The organism is Janthinobacterium darwini, assembly GCF_051380905.1.
Taxonomy (GTDB): domain Bacteria; phylum Pseudomonadota; class Gammaproteobacteria; order Burkholderiales; family Burkholderiaceae_D; genus Janthinobacterium.
The window spans coordinates 2,352,174-2,369,106 of the sequence record NZ_JBNYXX010000001.1; the positions used below are offsets into that span (position 1 = coordinate 2,352,174).

Annotated in this window: 14 protein-coding genes; 2 read left to right on the plus strand and 12 right to left on the minus strand. The window is 59.6% G+C overall.

Features of this window, described 5'->3' with window-relative positions; genetic code table 11:
- Positions 1-43: 43 nt before the first annotated feature.
- From ACQ4WZ_RS10830 to ACQ4WZ_RS10875, 10 genes are all read right to left on the minus strand, one after another.
- On the minus strand, positions 44-703 hold the full coding sequence (locus ACQ4WZ_RS10830) for a response regulator (RefSeq protein ID WP_101481002.1): 660 nt from the start codon (positions 701-703) through the stop codon (positions 44-46).
- Positions 700-2,358: a PAS domain-containing sensor histidine kinase gene (locus ACQ4WZ_RS10835; protein ID WP_436573397.1), complete on the minus strand. Its 1,659-nt coding sequence runs from the start codon at positions 2,356-2,358 to the stop codon at positions 700-702. The genes ACQ4WZ_RS10830 and ACQ4WZ_RS10835 overlap by 4 nt, the downstream gene beginning before the upstream one ends.
- A gap of 230 nt (positions 2,359-2,588) precedes the next feature.
- A complete protein-coding gene (locus ACQ4WZ_RS10840) occupies positions 2,589-2,834 on the minus strand; it encodes a hypothetical protein (protein WP_436573398.1) in 246 nt (81 codons plus the stop codon).
- 282 nt (positions 2,835-3,116) lie between these two features.
- Complete coding sequence (locus ACQ4WZ_RS10845) at positions 3,117-4,769, minus strand: sensor domain-containing diguanylate cyclase (protein WP_436573399.1); 1,653 nt, start codon at positions 4,767-4,769, stop codon at positions 3,117-3,119.
- A 230-nt stretch (positions 4,770-4,999) separates the two neighbouring features.
- Positions 5,000-5,446: an Hsp20/alpha crystallin family protein gene (locus tag ACQ4WZ_RS10850; protein ID WP_436573400.1), complete on the minus strand. Its 447-nt coding sequence runs from the start codon at positions 5,444-5,446 to the stop codon at positions 5,000-5,002.
- Between the two features lie 159 nt (positions 5,447-5,605).
- Positions 5,606-7,738: a [FeFe] hydrogenase, group A gene (locus ACQ4WZ_RS10855; RefSeq protein ID WP_436573401.1), complete on the minus strand. Its 2,133-nt coding sequence runs from the start codon at positions 7,736-7,738 to the stop codon at positions 5,606-5,608.
- 72 nt (positions 7,739-7,810) lie between these two features.
- On the minus strand, positions 7,811-8,533 hold the full coding sequence (gene phbB / locus ACQ4WZ_RS10860) for an acetoacetyl-CoA reductase (RefSeq protein ID WP_101480996.1): 723 nt from the start codon (positions 8,531-8,533) through the stop codon (positions 7,811-7,813).
- A gap of 209 nt (positions 8,534-8,742) precedes the next feature.
- On the minus strand, positions 8,743-9,093 hold the full coding sequence (locus tag ACQ4WZ_RS10865) for a carboxymuconolactone decarboxylase family protein (RefSeq protein WP_436573881.1): 351 nt from the start codon (positions 9,091-9,093) through the stop codon (positions 8,743-8,745).
- 28 nt (positions 9,094-9,121) lie between these two features.
- Entirely contained in the window at positions 9,122-9,313 is a 192-nt protein-coding gene (locus ACQ4WZ_RS10870) for a YgaP family membrane protein (protein ID WP_101480995.1), read from the minus strand.
- 247 nt (positions 9,314-9,560) lie between these two features.
- Positions 9,561-10,898: a sigma-54 interaction domain-containing protein gene (locus ACQ4WZ_RS10875; RefSeq protein ID WP_436573402.1), complete on the minus strand. Its 1,338-nt coding sequence runs from the start codon at positions 10,896-10,898 to the stop codon at positions 9,561-9,563.
- 346 nt (positions 10,899-11,244) lie between these two features.
- Between ACQ4WZ_RS10875 and ACQ4WZ_RS10880 the strand changes: the two genes are divergently transcribed.
- Together ACQ4WZ_RS10880 and ACQ4WZ_RS10885 are read left to right on the plus strand one after the other, a co-directional pair.
- Complete coding sequence (locus ACQ4WZ_RS10880; RefSeq protein ID WP_101480993.1) at positions 11,245-11,712, plus strand: helix-turn-helix domain-containing protein; 468 nt, start codon at positions 11,245-11,247, stop codon at positions 11,710-11,712.
- Between the two features lie 290 nt (positions 11,713-12,002).
- On the plus strand, positions 12,003-13,298 hold the full coding sequence (locus ACQ4WZ_RS10885) for an HD-GYP domain-containing protein (protein WP_436573403.1): 1,296 nt from the start codon (positions 12,003-12,005) through the stop codon (positions 13,296-13,298).
- Positions 13,299-13,779: 481 nt separating this feature from the next.
- Here ACQ4WZ_RS10885 and guaA read toward each other — a convergent pair whose 3' ends face one another.
- Entirely contained in the window at positions 13,780-15,390 is a 1,611-nt protein-coding gene (guaA, locus tag ACQ4WZ_RS10890) for a glutamine-hydrolyzing GMP synthase (RefSeq protein WP_101480991.1), read from the minus strand.
- A 66-nt stretch (positions 15,391-15,456) separates the two neighbouring features.
- Positions 15,457-16,917, minus strand: a complete 1,461-nt coding sequence (gene guaB / locus ACQ4WZ_RS10895) for an IMP dehydrogenase (RefSeq protein WP_071077665.1) — start codon at positions 16,915-16,917, stop codon at positions 15,457-15,459.
- Between the last annotated feature and the right edge of the window lie 16 nt (positions 16,918-16,933).

The following is a 16,933-nucleotide window of genomic DNA, read 5'->3' on the forward strand; positions in this document are numbered from 1 at the left end:
CAGTGCCGGATCCAGCGGCCTTGCATCGGTGCCGGCGCACAGGCTAAGCGCCGCCAAGAATCGGCGGACCGACGCCATGTTCGATGGCGAAGCGCGTCAGCTGCACATTGTTCTTGGCGCGCGTCTTTTCCAACAGGCGTGCCCGGTAAGTCCCCACGGTATTAATGCTCAAATGCAATATTTGCGCGATATCAGCCAGGTCTTCGCCGGCGGCAAGCAGGCGCAGGACTTCCAGCTCGCGGTCCGATAGTTTCTCGTGCCAGGCCATCCTGCTGCCACTGATCATGTCGGCGAGATCTTCCGTCACTGCCGAGCTGATGTACTTCCCTCCGGAGGCAGCCTTGTGTACCGCCCCGAGCAGTACGGACGCGTTGCAGTTCTTGGTCAGATAGCCGGCAGCGCCGTATTGCAGGGCCCGCACGGCGTACACCGTCTCGGCATACATGGAAAGCATCAGCACGGCAAGGCGTGGTTGCTCCCGGCGAAATTGCTTCAGCAATTGCAAACCGTTCTGATCGGGGAGTCCGATATCGACAATGGCAAGGTCAAATTGCTGAGACTGCAGCAGATACAATGCCGCACGCGCAGTTTCGGCCTCGGCCACAACTTCGATGCCATCATCCGTGCCCAGCATCAGCCGAATGCCGTTGCGGGCGACAACATGGTCGTCCACCAGCAGCACCCTGATTTTTCCGCTTCTCACGCGCCCCCCCGTATCGGCAACTGCAAAACCAGCAAGGTGCCACGCTCGACCGCCATGAAACGGATATCGCCACCAAAATGATGGGCGCGCTCCCGCATGCCCGCCAGCCCCCAGGAGTTGGCCGTCAACAGGCTTTCGCAATCCATGCCCCTGCCATCGTCTTCCACTTCCAGCCGGATCGATGCGTAGGCATGACTGACGCGCACGTCGACCCGCGTTGCCCCGGCATGGCGGACGACATTGGTGAGCGCTTCCTGCAAGATACGGAACAAGGCGGTACTGCGCTCGGGGTCGATCTCCAGCAGAACAGTTTCAGGATGAAGGCGGACATGGCAAATGAGTCCCGCCCTGGCACAGACCTCCTCCGCGTGCCAATCCAGCGCTGCCCAGACACCAAGCTGGTCGAGTACGCTGGGGCGCAGTTCGGTAATCACCCTGCGCACGGCAGCGGTCGCCGTATCGAGCAAGGCACAGGCATCGTCAAGGCGGGGTTGCAGCGTGCCGCCATTGCGCTGGTCATGTATCAGAGCAACGGAAAGGTGGGCCTTGACCCCAGTTAATACACTACCGAGTTCATCGTGCATTTCCCGGGCAATCCGTATACGCTCCCCTTCCTTCACGCGCTCCTGGTGGGCGATGAACTGGCGCAGTTTCTCATGCGATAGTTCCAGCGTTTCCAATGCCAGCTTGCGCACGCTGATATCTTCCACCAAACCCACGTACTGCCGGGTAAGCCCGGTGGCATCGCATACCGTCGTGGCGCTGAGCACGGTCCAGATGGCAGTGCCATCCTTGTGCACATAGCGTTTTTCGATGCGATAGCTGCCGATCTCGCCGCTGCACAGGCGCCGCCCGAACTGCACGCTATTGTCCACGTCGTCGGGGTGCGTCAGTTTCAGGTATCCCTTCGCCAGCAGTTCCGGCCCCGTGTAGCCCAGCATCTCGCACAGCGCCCGGTTTACATTGACCCAGCTGCCATGCATGTCAGCAATGATCATGCCCAGTGTGGCGTTTTCAAACACACCGCGAAAACGTTCCTCGCTGGCATGCAGCTGTGCCGCCGCCACGGTGCGCTCGGTAATATCATTGAGTACCAACAAAACGACGCCGGGCCCAAAATGTTCCTGGCTCAGCTTGGCCTCCACCATCGCTGAAAATGTGGCACCCTCGCCCTTTTTCATGCGCAGTACGGCCGAACACGATGCGGTGCCAGCGAGGAGGCGCTGGCGTAAAAAGTGAAAGATATCCTGGTCATCCGGCACAATGAAACGCGTGAACGGCTGGCCAGGCAGCATTTCCGGCGAAATGGCCAGCAAGGCCGAAGCGGTGAGATTCGACTGGATGATGATGCCGCGGGCATCCATGCTGACATAGCCGACGGGCGCCTGGTCGTACAGGCGGTTATACAATTCGCCAGTATTCTTCAATGCGGCCTGGGCGGCACGCAGTTCATCGTTCTGCATTTCCAGCTCGATCTCCCGCACGCTCATTTCTCGCCGCACTGCTTGCAGCGACGCGGGATAACGCTCATGAGAGAGACGCCTGGACGATCCCTGTTGTAATTTCAGCCGCTGCTCCGCATGCTGACGCAATGAGTGCCAATATTGCTCAGTCTGAAAGGGAGCGGCAAAATACTTTCTTCGCTTCGCGCACATAATTCGTTAACCATATCCATCGTTAGCAAGTTGTCCCCCTGCCGCATCACATCTTGGCAAGGTTCATGGATGGAATGTACTAACAAGCAATCTAATTTATATTAGCGCAATAGCGAGCTCAGTCATAGTCGCGAAAAAAATATGCCGTTTTTTTGCACAACATGCGGCCAGAATAACCCGCATGGATCGATGTGATCGCCCGGCGCCGTGGCTCGCCAGGCCGCTGTCCGTCACCAAGCGTTGGGCAGGTTTTCGCCCAGGGGCTTGACTGTTGCCCCCTGAACACAAAGTGGTGACAGCGCATTACCGGAATCGACCTGGAGGCAGCCCGATACGCAGGTGATCTTGACGATACCTTCGTCCGCCACCTCGACATAGGCGGCACCCTCGCCGTTCAAGGTGGAATGCAGGCGCAAATGGCCATGCAACAAGAGATAATCGCTACCGTTCCGAACTATCCAGATATCTGCATGCATGGAGAGCTTCCTATCGTTGTGCATATGCCCGCTGTGCTGGGCTCTGCCTTGGGTCGACCCAAGCCGTTGCTGGGGAAGGGTGAATGGGGTGCTTGCTGATGTGTACTGTATCGTTCCAAATAGGTACAGTCACGGCAGATGAATGATCTACATCAATGAGGCGAATAACTGAGCCTGACAACAACACAGTTATCAAAAATAGAATGTTATATTTTGGAATTTTCTCGCCCCGATGGACAAGCTGGTTCTCATGCCATTTGCGGATCTGCTTGGCAGCCGTCGCTAACGTTCCGAACGCACGTCTGCCTGTGCCACATATTCCTGGCACCAGTTCTCATTGATTTCAACGGCATTGCTGCGGAAGAACTTCTTTTCGCGCGAATCGCAGGTACATACATTATTGCGCCCCGAGGCCTTGGCCTTGTACAGGGCATGGTCGGCAGCATTTAGCAGGGTAATGGCCATCGTATCCATTTTAATCAGGGGGAACACCGCCACCCCGATACTTACCGTCACCTTGCACAGGGGACTGCCAAGATGGGAAATGCCTAAACTCTCTATGCCATGACGTATGGTTTCCGCAAGCGATACGGCTCCGGCGATATCCGATCCTGGCAATAACAACACCATTTCCTCGCCGCCATAGCGTGCCGCCATATCGCCCGCCCTGCGCATGCCTGTGGCGACCACGCAGGCAATTTTCTTCAAGCATTCATCACCGGCCACATGGCCATAAAGGTCATTATATTGCTTGAAAAAATCAACATCGATCATCATCAGGCCCAGGGAATTTCCCGCGCGCTGGGCACGACTGAACTCCACAGTCAATGCGTCATCAAAACTGCGTCGATTTGCCAAGCCCGTCAATCCATCCTGCAGGGCGAGGTGCGTCAGAAGCTGGTTGGATACTTTTAATTCATCGCTCGACTCCTTGAATTCCTCCTCGATGATCAGGCGCGAAGTCAGCTGCCTGATCATGCGGCAGCCCAAAAATCCGATGAGCAGGATCAGGGCGCTCAACGCCGCAATTTGCAGACAGCCATCATTACGCCACGCCCTCAAGGCTTCATCCTGTGACAAGGCAGTCAATACGACCAATGGATAGTCGGTGATTTTACGATAGCTGATGATCCTTGATTTCCCGTCTTGCCCCTGGCTGGCGCGCGTTTCCTTGAGCTTCACCGCCGCCAGGGCTTCCGAAAAGAAAGTCGATGGCCGTGTCTCAATTTCTGGCAGGTCACCATCAAATGGCCTTTTCAGCACGATACGGCCAGCAGCGCTTTGCATCAGGATCGCCCCTTGCTCGCCGATGGAAAACTCTTCGTAGAACTTCCTAAAATAGTCGAGGCGGAGGGTAGCCAGCACAACGCCGCCGAACCGCCCGTCGGGCAGATTGATTCGGCGCGACACTGCCATGATCCAGTCACCATTTGCCTGGTTTCCCACCCCCATTCCTATATACGGCTGCAAATCATTCTGCTGACGATGGTGGCCAAGATATTCATTGTCTGCGCTATCGAAATGGAGTGGCATACCCGTACCGGAACTGATCAGCGCCCTGCCGTCATCGGCAAACACGACGATTGCCTGCAATTGGGGAAGTTCGGCGACGCGGCTCCTCAACAACGCCTGCATGCGGGAACGATCGATGTCTGACGGCCCCAAAATGTCGCCGCGCTCGACCAATCCAAGCAACAGCGTATCGACCTCCTTGAGCGTGTCATAGGCATGCTGTGCGACCGCCTGGCTGACATTCGCAGCCGCGTCGCCCGCCTCGTGCAACCGCACTTCGCGCGCGCGCCATATGGTCGACAACTGGATCGCCAGGATAAAAAGGCATGCCAGCACTACACATCCAGCCGCCAACGCGACCAGAGAAAATTTCCGGAAAACAATCCACCCTGGATGGGTGGCAGAACGCACCGTAGCAGACATAGACTCGCCCTTTTCACTCGGCATACAGATGCAGCAAGACGGAAACGATGCGCAGTGAACGCGGCCCTGGCGTCACTGGAAGTGCCCGGTGGCTCGTCGCAGCCACATTGCCCACATGGGATGCAGCATGCGGCGCCCCCTCCCCCGGCAACGTTCCTGTTGCATCCCGGCATGCAGTTCCTACGCTGGCGCGCATGTCAGGACAGCCTCATACCCGCCGCGCAACAGTCCTAGCTGATCGGGATGTGCTGGCTTGCCTTGCCACTTTTTTTCGGCAAACTGAGGGTCAGCACGCCGTCGGCATAACTGGCGACCACCTTGGCATCGTCGATATCCTGCGCCAGCGTAAAACTGCGGCGCTGTTCGCCGTATGTACGCTCCGTACGCAGCAACTTGCCGGTTTCCACTTCGCTCTCGTGTTTCAATTCGGCCGTGATCGACACGACACCGCCCTCGACGTCCACCTTGATGTCCTCCTTCTTCACGCCGGGAATCTCCGCCTTCACGGTATCCGCCACATCCGTTTCCGACACATCGATCTTGATGCGCGGCTCCACATTCCAGTCGCGCAAGGAGGGTCGAAGCTGAAAATCGCGAAACCAGTCCTCGATGCCGTTCAGGGGTTCGAAGCGTGCGATGTCAGAAAATGGATCGAATCGAGTCAGACGATTAACCATGACAATGTTCCCTCCCTGTTGACCGGCACCCGGATAGATGCTTGAACTTATGATATTGATTTGCTACAGGAAAATGAATGATGCACATCAAACGGCGCAGGGATCCTTATGCCGGAAAGCGCGGCGGCGCCAGCCATTTCACCACGGAAAGCCGCTGTCTCACCCCGTTCCCTTTGCCAGGAGGGCCGGATCTGCCGCAGCTGACAACAGAACGCATTCCTGGCGCATGGTGCGCACCAGCCTGCTGATCACCATCGGTGACTGGCTGCGGTCAACCTCCACGCTGAAGCTGCACAGCTCGCCCATCGGGGTGATGACGGCCAGGTCGTCCACATCGGCGCCCGATACCATCCGGTGCCGGGCGAACGCCGGTCCATACTTGCGTGGAGGCAACTTTGTATCGATCAGCGCCTGGATCGCGCTGGCGCCGTGAACGTCGCCGAATGGAGACGCCGTCGACCACCACGCATCGGGATGCAGCAAGGCTGCCGCCTGCGCGCCGTCGCGCCGGTCCACGCAATCGAGAAATTGCATCAGCAGCAGGCGCCCGGAATTGCGCGCGGCATAGCTTGTGTGCAGCAGCGCGCGCGCCTGGACGGCATGGGGTTCCTGCAGCTCAGTGGCGTACCAGGTTTGCACGGCCCGGTTTTCATGTGCACTGCGCTGCGCTGCCTGCTCGTCGAGTGCGTAAATCGCCCGCATGCGCTTGTCCAGCACCAGGGGATCCATCGATTTGGGCTCGCCACCGCCGCCCAGGCAGCCCCCGACGCAGGCCATGACCTCGATGGCGACGAATTGATCGCGCCAGGCCTCTGTCTCCAGCAGATGCTGTGCCGCGGCGATGCCATTGCAGATGGCGACCGCCCCCAAGCCGGCGATCTGCGCTGTCCTGATCCCTGGCCCGATGCCGCGCAGTGGCAGCCACTCCAGCGCCAGCGGCTCTGGCCTGCCGAGCAAGTAGGCGGCGGTGCGCAGCATGGCCTCCATGACGCCGCCCGACGCGGCGAAAATCTGCGCGGCACCCGTGCTTTCCCCCAAGGGGTCGTCGAATGCGCCATCGTCGGCCAGCGCATGAAAGGCGATGCCGCGCGACTTGATCATCCTGGCCAGTTCCCGCGTGGTCAGGACATGGTCGACATCGCCGGACAGGCCGGGCCGGACCGCCTCGTCCTTCTTGGCCGTGCAGGGCATGACGCTGACCACGTAAGGCTCCTCCCTGCCCTCGGCAAAGGCGGGACCGAGCGTGCGCGCGAAGGCGCTGCGCTTCGTCAAGGCGCCATGCATTTGCTGCGGCGACCGGGTCGTGCTCAGGTGGTCCAGCAGGTCGGGCCGGTTGATTTCCACCCAGTTCACCCATCCCGGGCAACAGGAAGTCAACAGGGGCAAGGGCTGCGCGTTTCCTGCCTGCCCCTGTATACGCGCCAGCAACTCGCTGGCTTCTTCCATGATCGTCAGGTCGGCGCCGAAATTGGTGTCGAACACGTAGTCAAAACCAAGTTGTCGCAAGGCATTGATCATTTTTCCCGTACTGACCGTGCCGGCCAGCATGCCGAATTCTTCGCCGATGGCAACGCGGGTGGCGGGCGCAACTTGCACCACGGAGACGCGCTTGTGCGCATCCAGGGTGTGTAGCACCGCATGCCAGTGCGGCGTCTCGACGAGCGCCCCGACGGGACAGACCAGCGTACATTGACCGCAGGAAATACATTGAGTATTGGCCAGGGTATGGTCAAATACAGTCACCGGCAAGCGCCCCGAGCCGCGTTCGGCAAAGCCGATCACGTATTGCTTCTGTCCCGACGCGCCGCACGCTTCCACGCACAGGCCGCATTCGATGCATTTGGACAGGTCGCGCCAGATACTCGGCGAGGTATGATCGATCAAGCGGTGCTCGGGATGCGCCACCGAGCCGCGCGGCATCTTTTCCCAGCGCTCTACCCATTCATTTTCGCCGATCAGGCTTTGCAAGCGGCAAGACCCGTTGACTTCGCAGCGCAGGCAATCGTTCGGATGGCGCGCCAGCAGCCATTGTGCATCCATTGCGCGAAATGCTTGCAGGTCGCTCGATGCCGTCTCGACAACGTCGCCTGCTTTTGCCAGCGTGATGCAGGCCGGCTGCAGCTGCGGCTGGCCTGCGACATGCACGAGGCACATGCGGCACACGGCATGAGTGGGCAAGCGCGGATAGTAGCAAAGCGTGGGAATATGCACGCCTGGCTCCCTGGCGGCATCGAGGCAGGTCGCGCCTTCTTCGACGTCAACAGCCCGCCCATTGACCGTCAGCGAGATCATGCGAGCCATCCCCGGCGTGCCGCAAAGACGCCACTGCACCGCGTCAAGCCGCATGCGCGGCTACGGGTAGCGCTAGCCCATGTATTGGCCGCCATTGACATCAAAGGTTGCCCCCGTGATGAAGCCACTGGCGTCGTCGGCCAGGAATGCCACCAGGCGCGCGATGTCCTCGGGCGTGCCGAGCCGGCCAACGGGGATGCCGGCGATGATTTTTTGCAAGACATCGGGGGCGACCTCGGCCACCATGTCGGTATCACAATAGCCGGGAGCGACCGCGTTGACCGTGATTTTCTTGCGCGCACCCTCCAGCGCCAGCGCCCTGCTAAAGCCGAGAATACCGGCTTTGGCGGCGGCGTAGTTGGCCTGCCCAAGCTGGCCCTTCTCTCCATTGACCGAACTGATATTGACGATACGGCCGAACTCGCGCGCCCGCATGCCTTCCATGACATGACGGCACATATTGAACATCGAGCCGAGATTGGTATTGAGGACCTGCCACCACTGATCCGGGTCCATGCGGTGCAATAGCGCATCGCTGGTGATGCCGGCATTGTTGATCAGGATATCGATGGGTCCCAGTTGCTGTTCCACGGCGGCAATGCCGTCGCGACAGGCGTTGAAATCGCTGACATCCCATCGGAATACGGGAATCGCTGTGGCCTCGGAAAAGGTAGCGGCGGTGTCCGCATTGCTGTGGTAGACGGCGGCGACCCGATGACCGCCTGCTTGCAATGCGAGCGAAATGGCTTTGCCCAGGCCTCGGGTGCCACCAGTGACGAGTGCGGTTCGTTGCATGAAAATTACTCCCATGGTGGCAATCCGGTCGATATTGCGGCAGCTTAATGCCACACGCTCATGGCGGCAAGTGTCGCCACTACCGGCCAATGTACGCGACTGCGGGCAGTCACGTCACTGGCCCTTCATGACATAGATCAATCGCTGCGAGACTAAAGTGACACATTGCGGCCTGAGGCCAAAGGCAATGCGCGGCAGCAGCATGCGGCTCACGCAGGAACGGAAAACTCCTCGAACGCCGCCAGCGCATAGGCGCAATACATCGCCGACGGGCCGCCGCCCATGTAGATGGCCATGCCCAGGGTCTCTTCGAATTCGGCCCGGGTAGCGCCCAATTTGACGAGAGCCTGGACATGAAATCCGATGCAGGCATCGCAATGGGCCGCGATGCCCAGGGCCAGCGCGATGAACTCCTTGGTTTTCTTGTCCAGCGCACCATCGCGCGTTGCCGCGCGCGCCAGATCGCCAAAGCCTTTCATCACGTCGGGAATATCGGTGCGCAGGGTCGCCAATTGTTGTGACACCGACTGCGTCAATGCGCGATAGCCGCCAGCATGCATGATCATGTTTCAACCTCCCTTCCCAGTTTCATTTTTTCACCGCACAGGTACGGATGCCAAACGGCAGATACGCGGGACAGAAGCGGAAGATGCCTGTCGCCAGGGGAATGACGCCCAGCCAGCCCCAGACGCCGATGGCGCCAGCCAGGGTGGCGGTGATCAAGCCCAGCCCCAACAGTATCCGAATGGCACGATCGATATTGCCGACGTTCGCGTTCATGGTCTTGCTCCTCAATGGTTGATCGTCGCGATGACAACAAGAGACGCACGCCCTCATTCCCGGTACGCGTCCTGCTACATCTGTGCATATTTCATGCCAGCGTTACACGAGGTGAGGAATGGATAGAAAACAGGGACTTGGGACGATGTGGCAGGCAGCAGCGCGCTGCCATTCGACCGGCGGCACTGCCACGCTGGCAGCATGGCAGTGCCGCCAGGCCCCGGCCGGCCATCGCTCCCGGCTCCCGCTAGGCGATACCCAGCGCTTTCAGGCGGCGGTACAAGGTGCGCTCGCTGAGGCCGAGGTGGGCGGCCAGTTCCTTGCGCGTGCCGCCGAAGGTGGCGTGCACCTCGGCCAGCGGTATGCTGGCGCCGCGCAGCGCCATGCCTGACCAGGCGCCCTGCTCCACCGGTGCCGCCAGCAGCTGCTCGACGCGGATCACGCCATCATCGGCGAACAGGCTGGCCCTGTCCAGCACGTTGCGCAGTTCGCGGATATTGCCGGGCCATGGGCGCCGCTGCAGCTGCGCCATGGCATCGGCGTCTATCGTCAGGGGGCGTTTGCCCGCACCCGCGCGGCGCAGGAATGACTGCACCAGCAACGCGATATCGTCCGGCCGCTCGCGCAGCGGCGGCAAGGCAATGGGGAAGGCACTGATGCGGTAATACAAGTCCTGCCGGAACTCGCCCCGCGCCATCATGTGTTCCAGGGACTTGTGGGTGGCGGCGACCAGGCGGAAATTCGCATGCTGGGTCTCGACACTGCCCACGCGCCGGTAAGTGCCTGACTCAATCAGGCGCAGCAGCTTGACTTGCATGGAAAGGGGCACGTCGCCTATTTCGTCAAGAAACAAGGTGCCGCCTTGCGCCGTATCGACCAGCCCCGGTTTGCGCGAGGTCGCGCCGGTGAAGGCGCCCTTTTCGTGCCCGAACAATTCGCTTTCAAACAGCGTTTCGGTCAGTCCGGAGCAATCCACCACGACGAACGGTCCTGCGGCCCGCGTGCTGCTTTCATGCACGGCGCGCGCAAACAGTTCCTTGCCGGTGCCTGACTCGCCCAGCAGCAGCACCGACAGCATCGAGGGCGCCACCCGCTGCAATGCCGACAGCACCCGGTTAAATGGCGCGGAACGCCCAACCAGCCCTTCCTCGCTCGGCTTGGCCGAGGCGCTGCGCACCACTTCCAGCCGCTCGACATACGCGGTAATAGTGCCGCCGGCATCGAAGATCGGACGCAGTTCGACGGCGACGTGTTCGGGGCCCCGCGGCGTATGGTGGATGTGCAGCACACGGTCGGGTCCGCGCAATTCCCGCGCTTTCTTCATGGGGCAATGTTCACCGGCCTGGTCGCAAGGGGCATCGTAGTGATGCGAGATGCGGTAGCACTTGTGGCCGGTCACCGGCTGGCCGATGCTGCCAAATTGCCGCTGGTAAGCGACGTTCGCAGCCAGAATCGTGTAATTGGGGTCAAGCACGATCATCGGTTGGACCTCGTGTTCGAGAAACGAGATCAAGGACTGCACCATGGGCGCGCCGGGGGACGGCTCGATCTTGGTAACCGCTGGCGTTGGCATTGGCGTTGACATGCTGGCTCCTCATTGTGCAGCCATACTGTCGCAGCGCTGCCAATGCGTCAAGTGGCACTGCCACTGCCTGGGAGACTGGGGCCTGAGGCCTGGCACGAACGAGAACAGTGATGTAGATCATGGTCAATCGCCGGCGAGCGGCACTAGCATGAGCCTTGGCTATCTCGTCAACACAAACCGGCCCCAATCCAGACAAGGAGATGCCGCGGTGGCACGCCCAGGCGGTAAAATTCATGCTGGTGACCAGGCTGTCGCTGGAAAAGCGCGACCGTACCGTTCATCACTCCGCTGACAAGTGCGCGACAGCCGGTCATTCACGAACGCTGTCTATTGAAAGGCAAAATGTATGTCTGGCGACACCCATGTTTCTGAACGGATCAAAAACTGCCGCGAAAATCTGCGTATCTCGCAAGTGTTTCTTGCCGAACTGGCGGGCATCAATCCAACGCAGCTTTATCGCTACGAATCAGGAAAGGCCAAACTGCGGCCGGAAGCGGCAGAGAAGATCGCCGCAGCGCTCGGCGTCAGCACCGCCTGGCTCGTGCACGGGACGTTACCTGTTGCAAGAGGGACACAAATCGACCCTCCCGTGCCGGCCGGAGGGGGGCTGATCCTGAAATTCCTGGAACTTCCCCCCGCGCTTGCCTTCGTCGTAAAGCGACTGGCCATGCAAAATGGCAGCACCGTCGAGATGGAAGTGCTGGACCTGGTACATCTGGGCCTTGATGCCATGCGCCAGAAGGACCTGGCTTGCGCCGCATCCGCAGTCAAGCCAGCCCTGCCAGCTTCTGACGAGCATTCAACGACACCTTGAACACCCGTGTCGCTGCGGCTGAAGTGGACCGCCGATCCAGGTGCGCCGGCGACAGCATAGTCAGGTTCGGGAGATCCCGGGGGCTGCTGACAACAAACTGTCGGCGCATGCAGGTGTTCCCCTACATTAAATGCCATGTAATTGCCACACAGTACTGAGAGTTTACGCAGTACCTGGTGTACACATGCAAGCACATACTGTGTCCTACTAGAAACAATTGCAGGCGCCATGCACGGCAGAGTGTCGCATATGTCTGGCCTGTGGATTTCCTTCTGCACAGAGGTACTTTGATGAACAAAAATGTTCCTGACATCCGCCTCTCCTTTCCGCCAGACGAAAATCCGCACTATATTCGCGCCGTCACGCAAGTGGGCGACACGCAGGAAGTGATCGCCCATGCGGACATCTTCGAAAGCAATGGCATGAAGTTGGTTGCCAAGGGCACACGTATCGATAGCCGTCTGTTCAACCGGCTTACCCAGCACCGCCTCACGGCACCGCTGGACAGCATGCTCACGGCAAAGCATCCGGTCAATACGCACAGCCTCGTGATGGAGCTGGACAGTGTCGTCAAACATGAAGCTGTCTATCGGCGCATATTGACGCGGACGGGCGACCCGCACGCCATGAAACAAGCGCTCTCCAGCATGCAGCTCGCGCCGGAGGTCATGCTACGCCTGACGGTCATGCGCGAGCGCCGGCCCGAACTGTTCATGCATTCGATACATACAGCACTGATCGCCTTCGCCCTGGCGCAGAGCCTCGATCTGCCCGAGGGGCAACGGGCCGCCATCCTGCTGGGAGCACTTTGCCACGATTTCGGCGAGATGCATACCGACCCCGAAATACTTGTTGCAGAGCACGACATTACCCAAGACGAACGCCGGTACATCCATGTCCACCCCATCACGGGTCATGTACTGGTGCAAGGCTTGTCCGGTTTTTCAAACGATGCCACCCTGGCCATTTTGCAGCATCATGAACGACTCGACGGCAGCGGCTATCCCAACGCCCTGCAGGGCGACAGCATAGCGATGCCCGCACGAGTGCTGGCGGTCGCCGACGTCGCGGAGACCGCCATCCGGCGTTTTGACCTTCTGCGTGTGGAGATGCTGTTCAGGCTCGGTCAGAAGCGCTTTGACAGCAACATCGTCAATGCCTTGCGCGACCTGCTGCACATTACCACCACCGATGCACAGAATATGCGGCCGGCCCGCAATGCAACTGCCCAGGTGGAGCATATGACTGCATTGCTGGAAACGTGGATCACCTTGCGTGGCATCATCAGGCAGGAAGCTGCCCCTGCAAAGCCCGACACCACGGCACTGGAATTCCTGTTCGAACGCATGGCCACCATGCGCTCCTTGATTTTACAGGCAGGATTCGACCCGGAAAGCATGGCGAGCATGCTTGTCATTGCCCAGGATGACCCCGATATGTTGGCAGAATTACGCCACATGCTCGACGAACTGGAGTGGCTGGCATCCGACCTGGCCAATGAAATCGACCGGCGCTCCCCACAACTGAGCCCCCCGGCGCAAGGTGCGCTAAATGGATTGCTGGTGCAGTTACAACAGATGAAGTAGCGGCGCGTGCTTGAAATTCGAGCAAGATATCCGCAAGTTTCAACTCTCTCCTGCGTCGCGGCGGCACAGGCCAATCCTCGCTATGACTACGCAGCCTGTTCTCAAAGAATATGTGGAATTGCAAGAAATTATTCGCACAGGATCTGCGCCGTGACATCGGGGCCTTGCCAGCAACGCCCTGATGTGGCGGGCGCCATTTGTCGTGATGATTCCATTCCTTGAGCATGCGCAAACGCCCCTGCAAGTTCTGGCAGGCAAAGCCATAGACCCATTCGCACAGCGCCGATGGAATGAAGCGTTCGGCCTTGCCATCGATCTGATGGTCGACAAGACCAGGTAAAACGATGCCTGTCCAGTTCAGCGCATGTGCGCTGAGATGATCAAGCGAATGCACATCAAAAAAATGGCCCTGGATAATTCTCTTGGAATGATCCAGGGCCATATGTTTTTCACTTTAAGTCAATCGGTTAAAGCGAACTCGTCATTCCCATTCGATGGTCGCCGGCGGCTTGCCCGAAATGTCGTAGACGACACGGTTGATGCCGCGTACTTCATTGATGATGCGGTTCGACACCTTGCCCAGCAGACTGTGCGGCAGATGCGCCCAGTGGGCCGTCATGAAGTCTTGCGTCTGCACGGCGCGCAGGGCCACCACGTATTCATAGGTGCGGCCATCGCCCATCACGCCCACCGATTTGACGGGCAGGAAGACGGCGAAAGCCTGGCTGGTAGCCTCGTACCAGTTCGCTGGCAGCGCGTCCGGGTCGACGGCCTGGCCAGCGACGAATTCGTAGGGCGTGTTGCGCAGTTCTTCGATGAAGATGGCGTCGGCGCGGCGCAGCAGGTCGGCGTAGTCTTTCTTGACTTCACCGAGGATGCGCACGCCCAGGCCCGGGCCCGGGAATGGGTGACGGTAGACCATGTCATGCGGCAAGCCCAGGGCCACGCCCAGCTTACGCACTTCATCCTTGAACAATTCACGCAAGGGTTCGAGCAGCTTGAGCTTCATGGTGTCCGGCAAGCCGCCCACGTTGTGGTGGCTCTTGATGGTCTGGCCTTTCTTGCCCTTGCCGGCCGATTCGATGACGTCCGGGTAAATCGTGCCCTGCGCCAGCCATTTTGCGTTGACCAGCTTGCCCGATTCGACCTGGAACACTTCGACGAACTCGCGGCCGATGATCTTGCGCTTCTGCTCCGGGTCGGTGACGCCGGCCAGGTGGCCCATGAACTGGTCTTCCGCATCGACGCGGATGACCTTCACGCCCAGGTTCTTGGCGAACATGTCCATCACCATCTTGCCTTCGTCCAGGCGCAGCAGGCCGTGGTCGACGAAGACGCAGGTCAGCTGGTCGCCGATGGCGCGGTGGATCAGGGCAGCGGCCACGGAGGAATCGACGCCGCCCGACAGGCCCAGGATGACGTCGTCGGTGCCGACTTGCGCGCGGATTTTTTCCACCGCTTCGCTGATGTAGTCAGGCATGTTCCAGTCCGACTTGCAGCCGCAGATTTCATGCACGAAACGACCGATCATGGCCTTGCCCTGCACCGTGTGCGTCACTTCCGGGTGGAATTGCACACCGTAGAACTGGCGCTCTTCATCGGCCATGGCGGCGATCGGGCAGCTCGGGGTGTTGCCCATCAGCTTGAAGCCTGGCGGCATCTCCAGCACTTTGTCGCCGTGGCTCATCCACACTTTCAACATGCCGTGGCCTTCGTCGGTGACGAAGTCGGCAATACCGTTGAGCAACTTGGTGTGGCTGCGGGCGCGCACTTCGGCGTAGCCGAATTCGCGTACCAGGCCGTTTTCAACCTTGCCGCCCAGCTGGGCCGCCATGGTTTGCATGCCGTAGCAGATGCCCAGCACAGGCACGCCCAGCTCGAACACGGCTTGCGGCGCACGCGGCGAATCACCGTCCAGCGTGGAGTTGTGGCTGCCCGAGAGGATCACGCCGGCGGCGCCATAGTTGCGCACGAATTCGTCGCTGACGTCATACGGAAAGACTTCGGAAAACACGCCGGAATCGCGCACGCGGCGGGCGATCAACTGGGTGACTTGGGAACCGAAATCGAGAATGAGGATTTTAGAATGCATGATGGGGACTTTATCTGAGGTCATTACAAAACCGGCGCACTAGGCGCCGGTCTGGTCTGTCGCTAATTACTCTGAACGGTAGTTTGGCGCTTCTTTCGTGATCTGCACATCATGGACATGCGACTCGCGCATGCCGGCCGAGGTGATTTCCACAAATTCCGCTTTTTCGCGCAATTCGTCGATGGTTGCGCAACCGCAGTAACCCATCGATTGACGCACGCCGCCGACCAGCTGGAAGATGATCGCCAGCACACTGCCCTTGTAAGCGACGCGGCCTTCGATACCTTCAGGCACGAACTTGTCGGCCTTCATGGTGGCGTCCTGGAAATAACGGTCAGCCGAACCATCGGACATCGCGCCCAGCGAACCCATGCCGCGGTACGATTTGTAGCTGCGGCCCTGGTACAGGATCACTTCGCCCGGTGCTTCTTCCGTACCGGCAAACATGGAACCCATCATGACGGTCGAAGCGCCAGCGGCCAGCGCTTTCGAGATATCGCCCGAGAAGCGGATACCGCCGTCGGCGATACATGGCACGCCTGTGCCTTCCAGTGCTTCGGCAACGTTCGAGATGGCCGTGATTTGCGGCACGCCCACACCGGCGACGATACGCGTGGTGCAGATGGAGCCAGGACCGATACCGACCTTGACTGCATCGGCGCCGTATTCCACCAGCGCCTTGGCGGCAGCAGCAGTGGCGATATTGCCGCCAATCACTTCTACTTGCGGATACTTCGTCTTGATCCAGCGTACGCGGTCCAGGATGCCCTGCGAGTGGCCGTGGGCCGTGTCGACCACCAGCACGTCGACGCCAGCAGCGACCAGCAGGTCGATGCGCTCTTCATCCTTGGCGCCTACGCCGACGGCCGCGCCGACCAGCAGCTTGCCCTGACTGTCTTTCGACGCGAACGGGTGAGAAGTCGACTTCTGGATATCCTTGACGGTGATCAGGCCGCGCAATTCGAATGCGTCGTTGACGACCAGCACGCGCTCGAGGCGATGCTTGTTCATCAGGCGCTTGGCTTCGGCCGTATCGGCATCTTCATTGACGACCACGAGTTTTTCGCGCGGGGTCATCTTGGCGGAAGCTTCCGCGTCGAGTTCCTTTTCAAAGCGCAAATCGCGGTTGGTGATGATACCGACGACTTCCTTACCCTTGACGACAGGGAAACCGCTGATGCCGTATTGTTCCGTCAGCGCAATCACGTCGCGGATTTTCATGTCCGGCGGAATCGTGATCGGATCACGCAATACGCCAGCTTCGAAACGCTTTACGCGGGCCACTTCACGCGCCTGGTCCTTCGGATTCAAATTCTTGTGGATGATGCCGATGCCGCCTTCCTGGGCCATCGCGATCGCCAGGCGGGCTTCCGTCACCGTATCCATGGCTGCGGACAGCAAGGGAATATTCAGGGTGATATTGCGGGTCAGGCGAGTTTTGAGGGACGTATCGGCGGGCAGAACGTTGGAGTAGGCTGGGACGAGCAGCACGTCATCGAATGTGAGTGCTTTTTGAAGTAGACGCATAGCATTTCCTATTGGC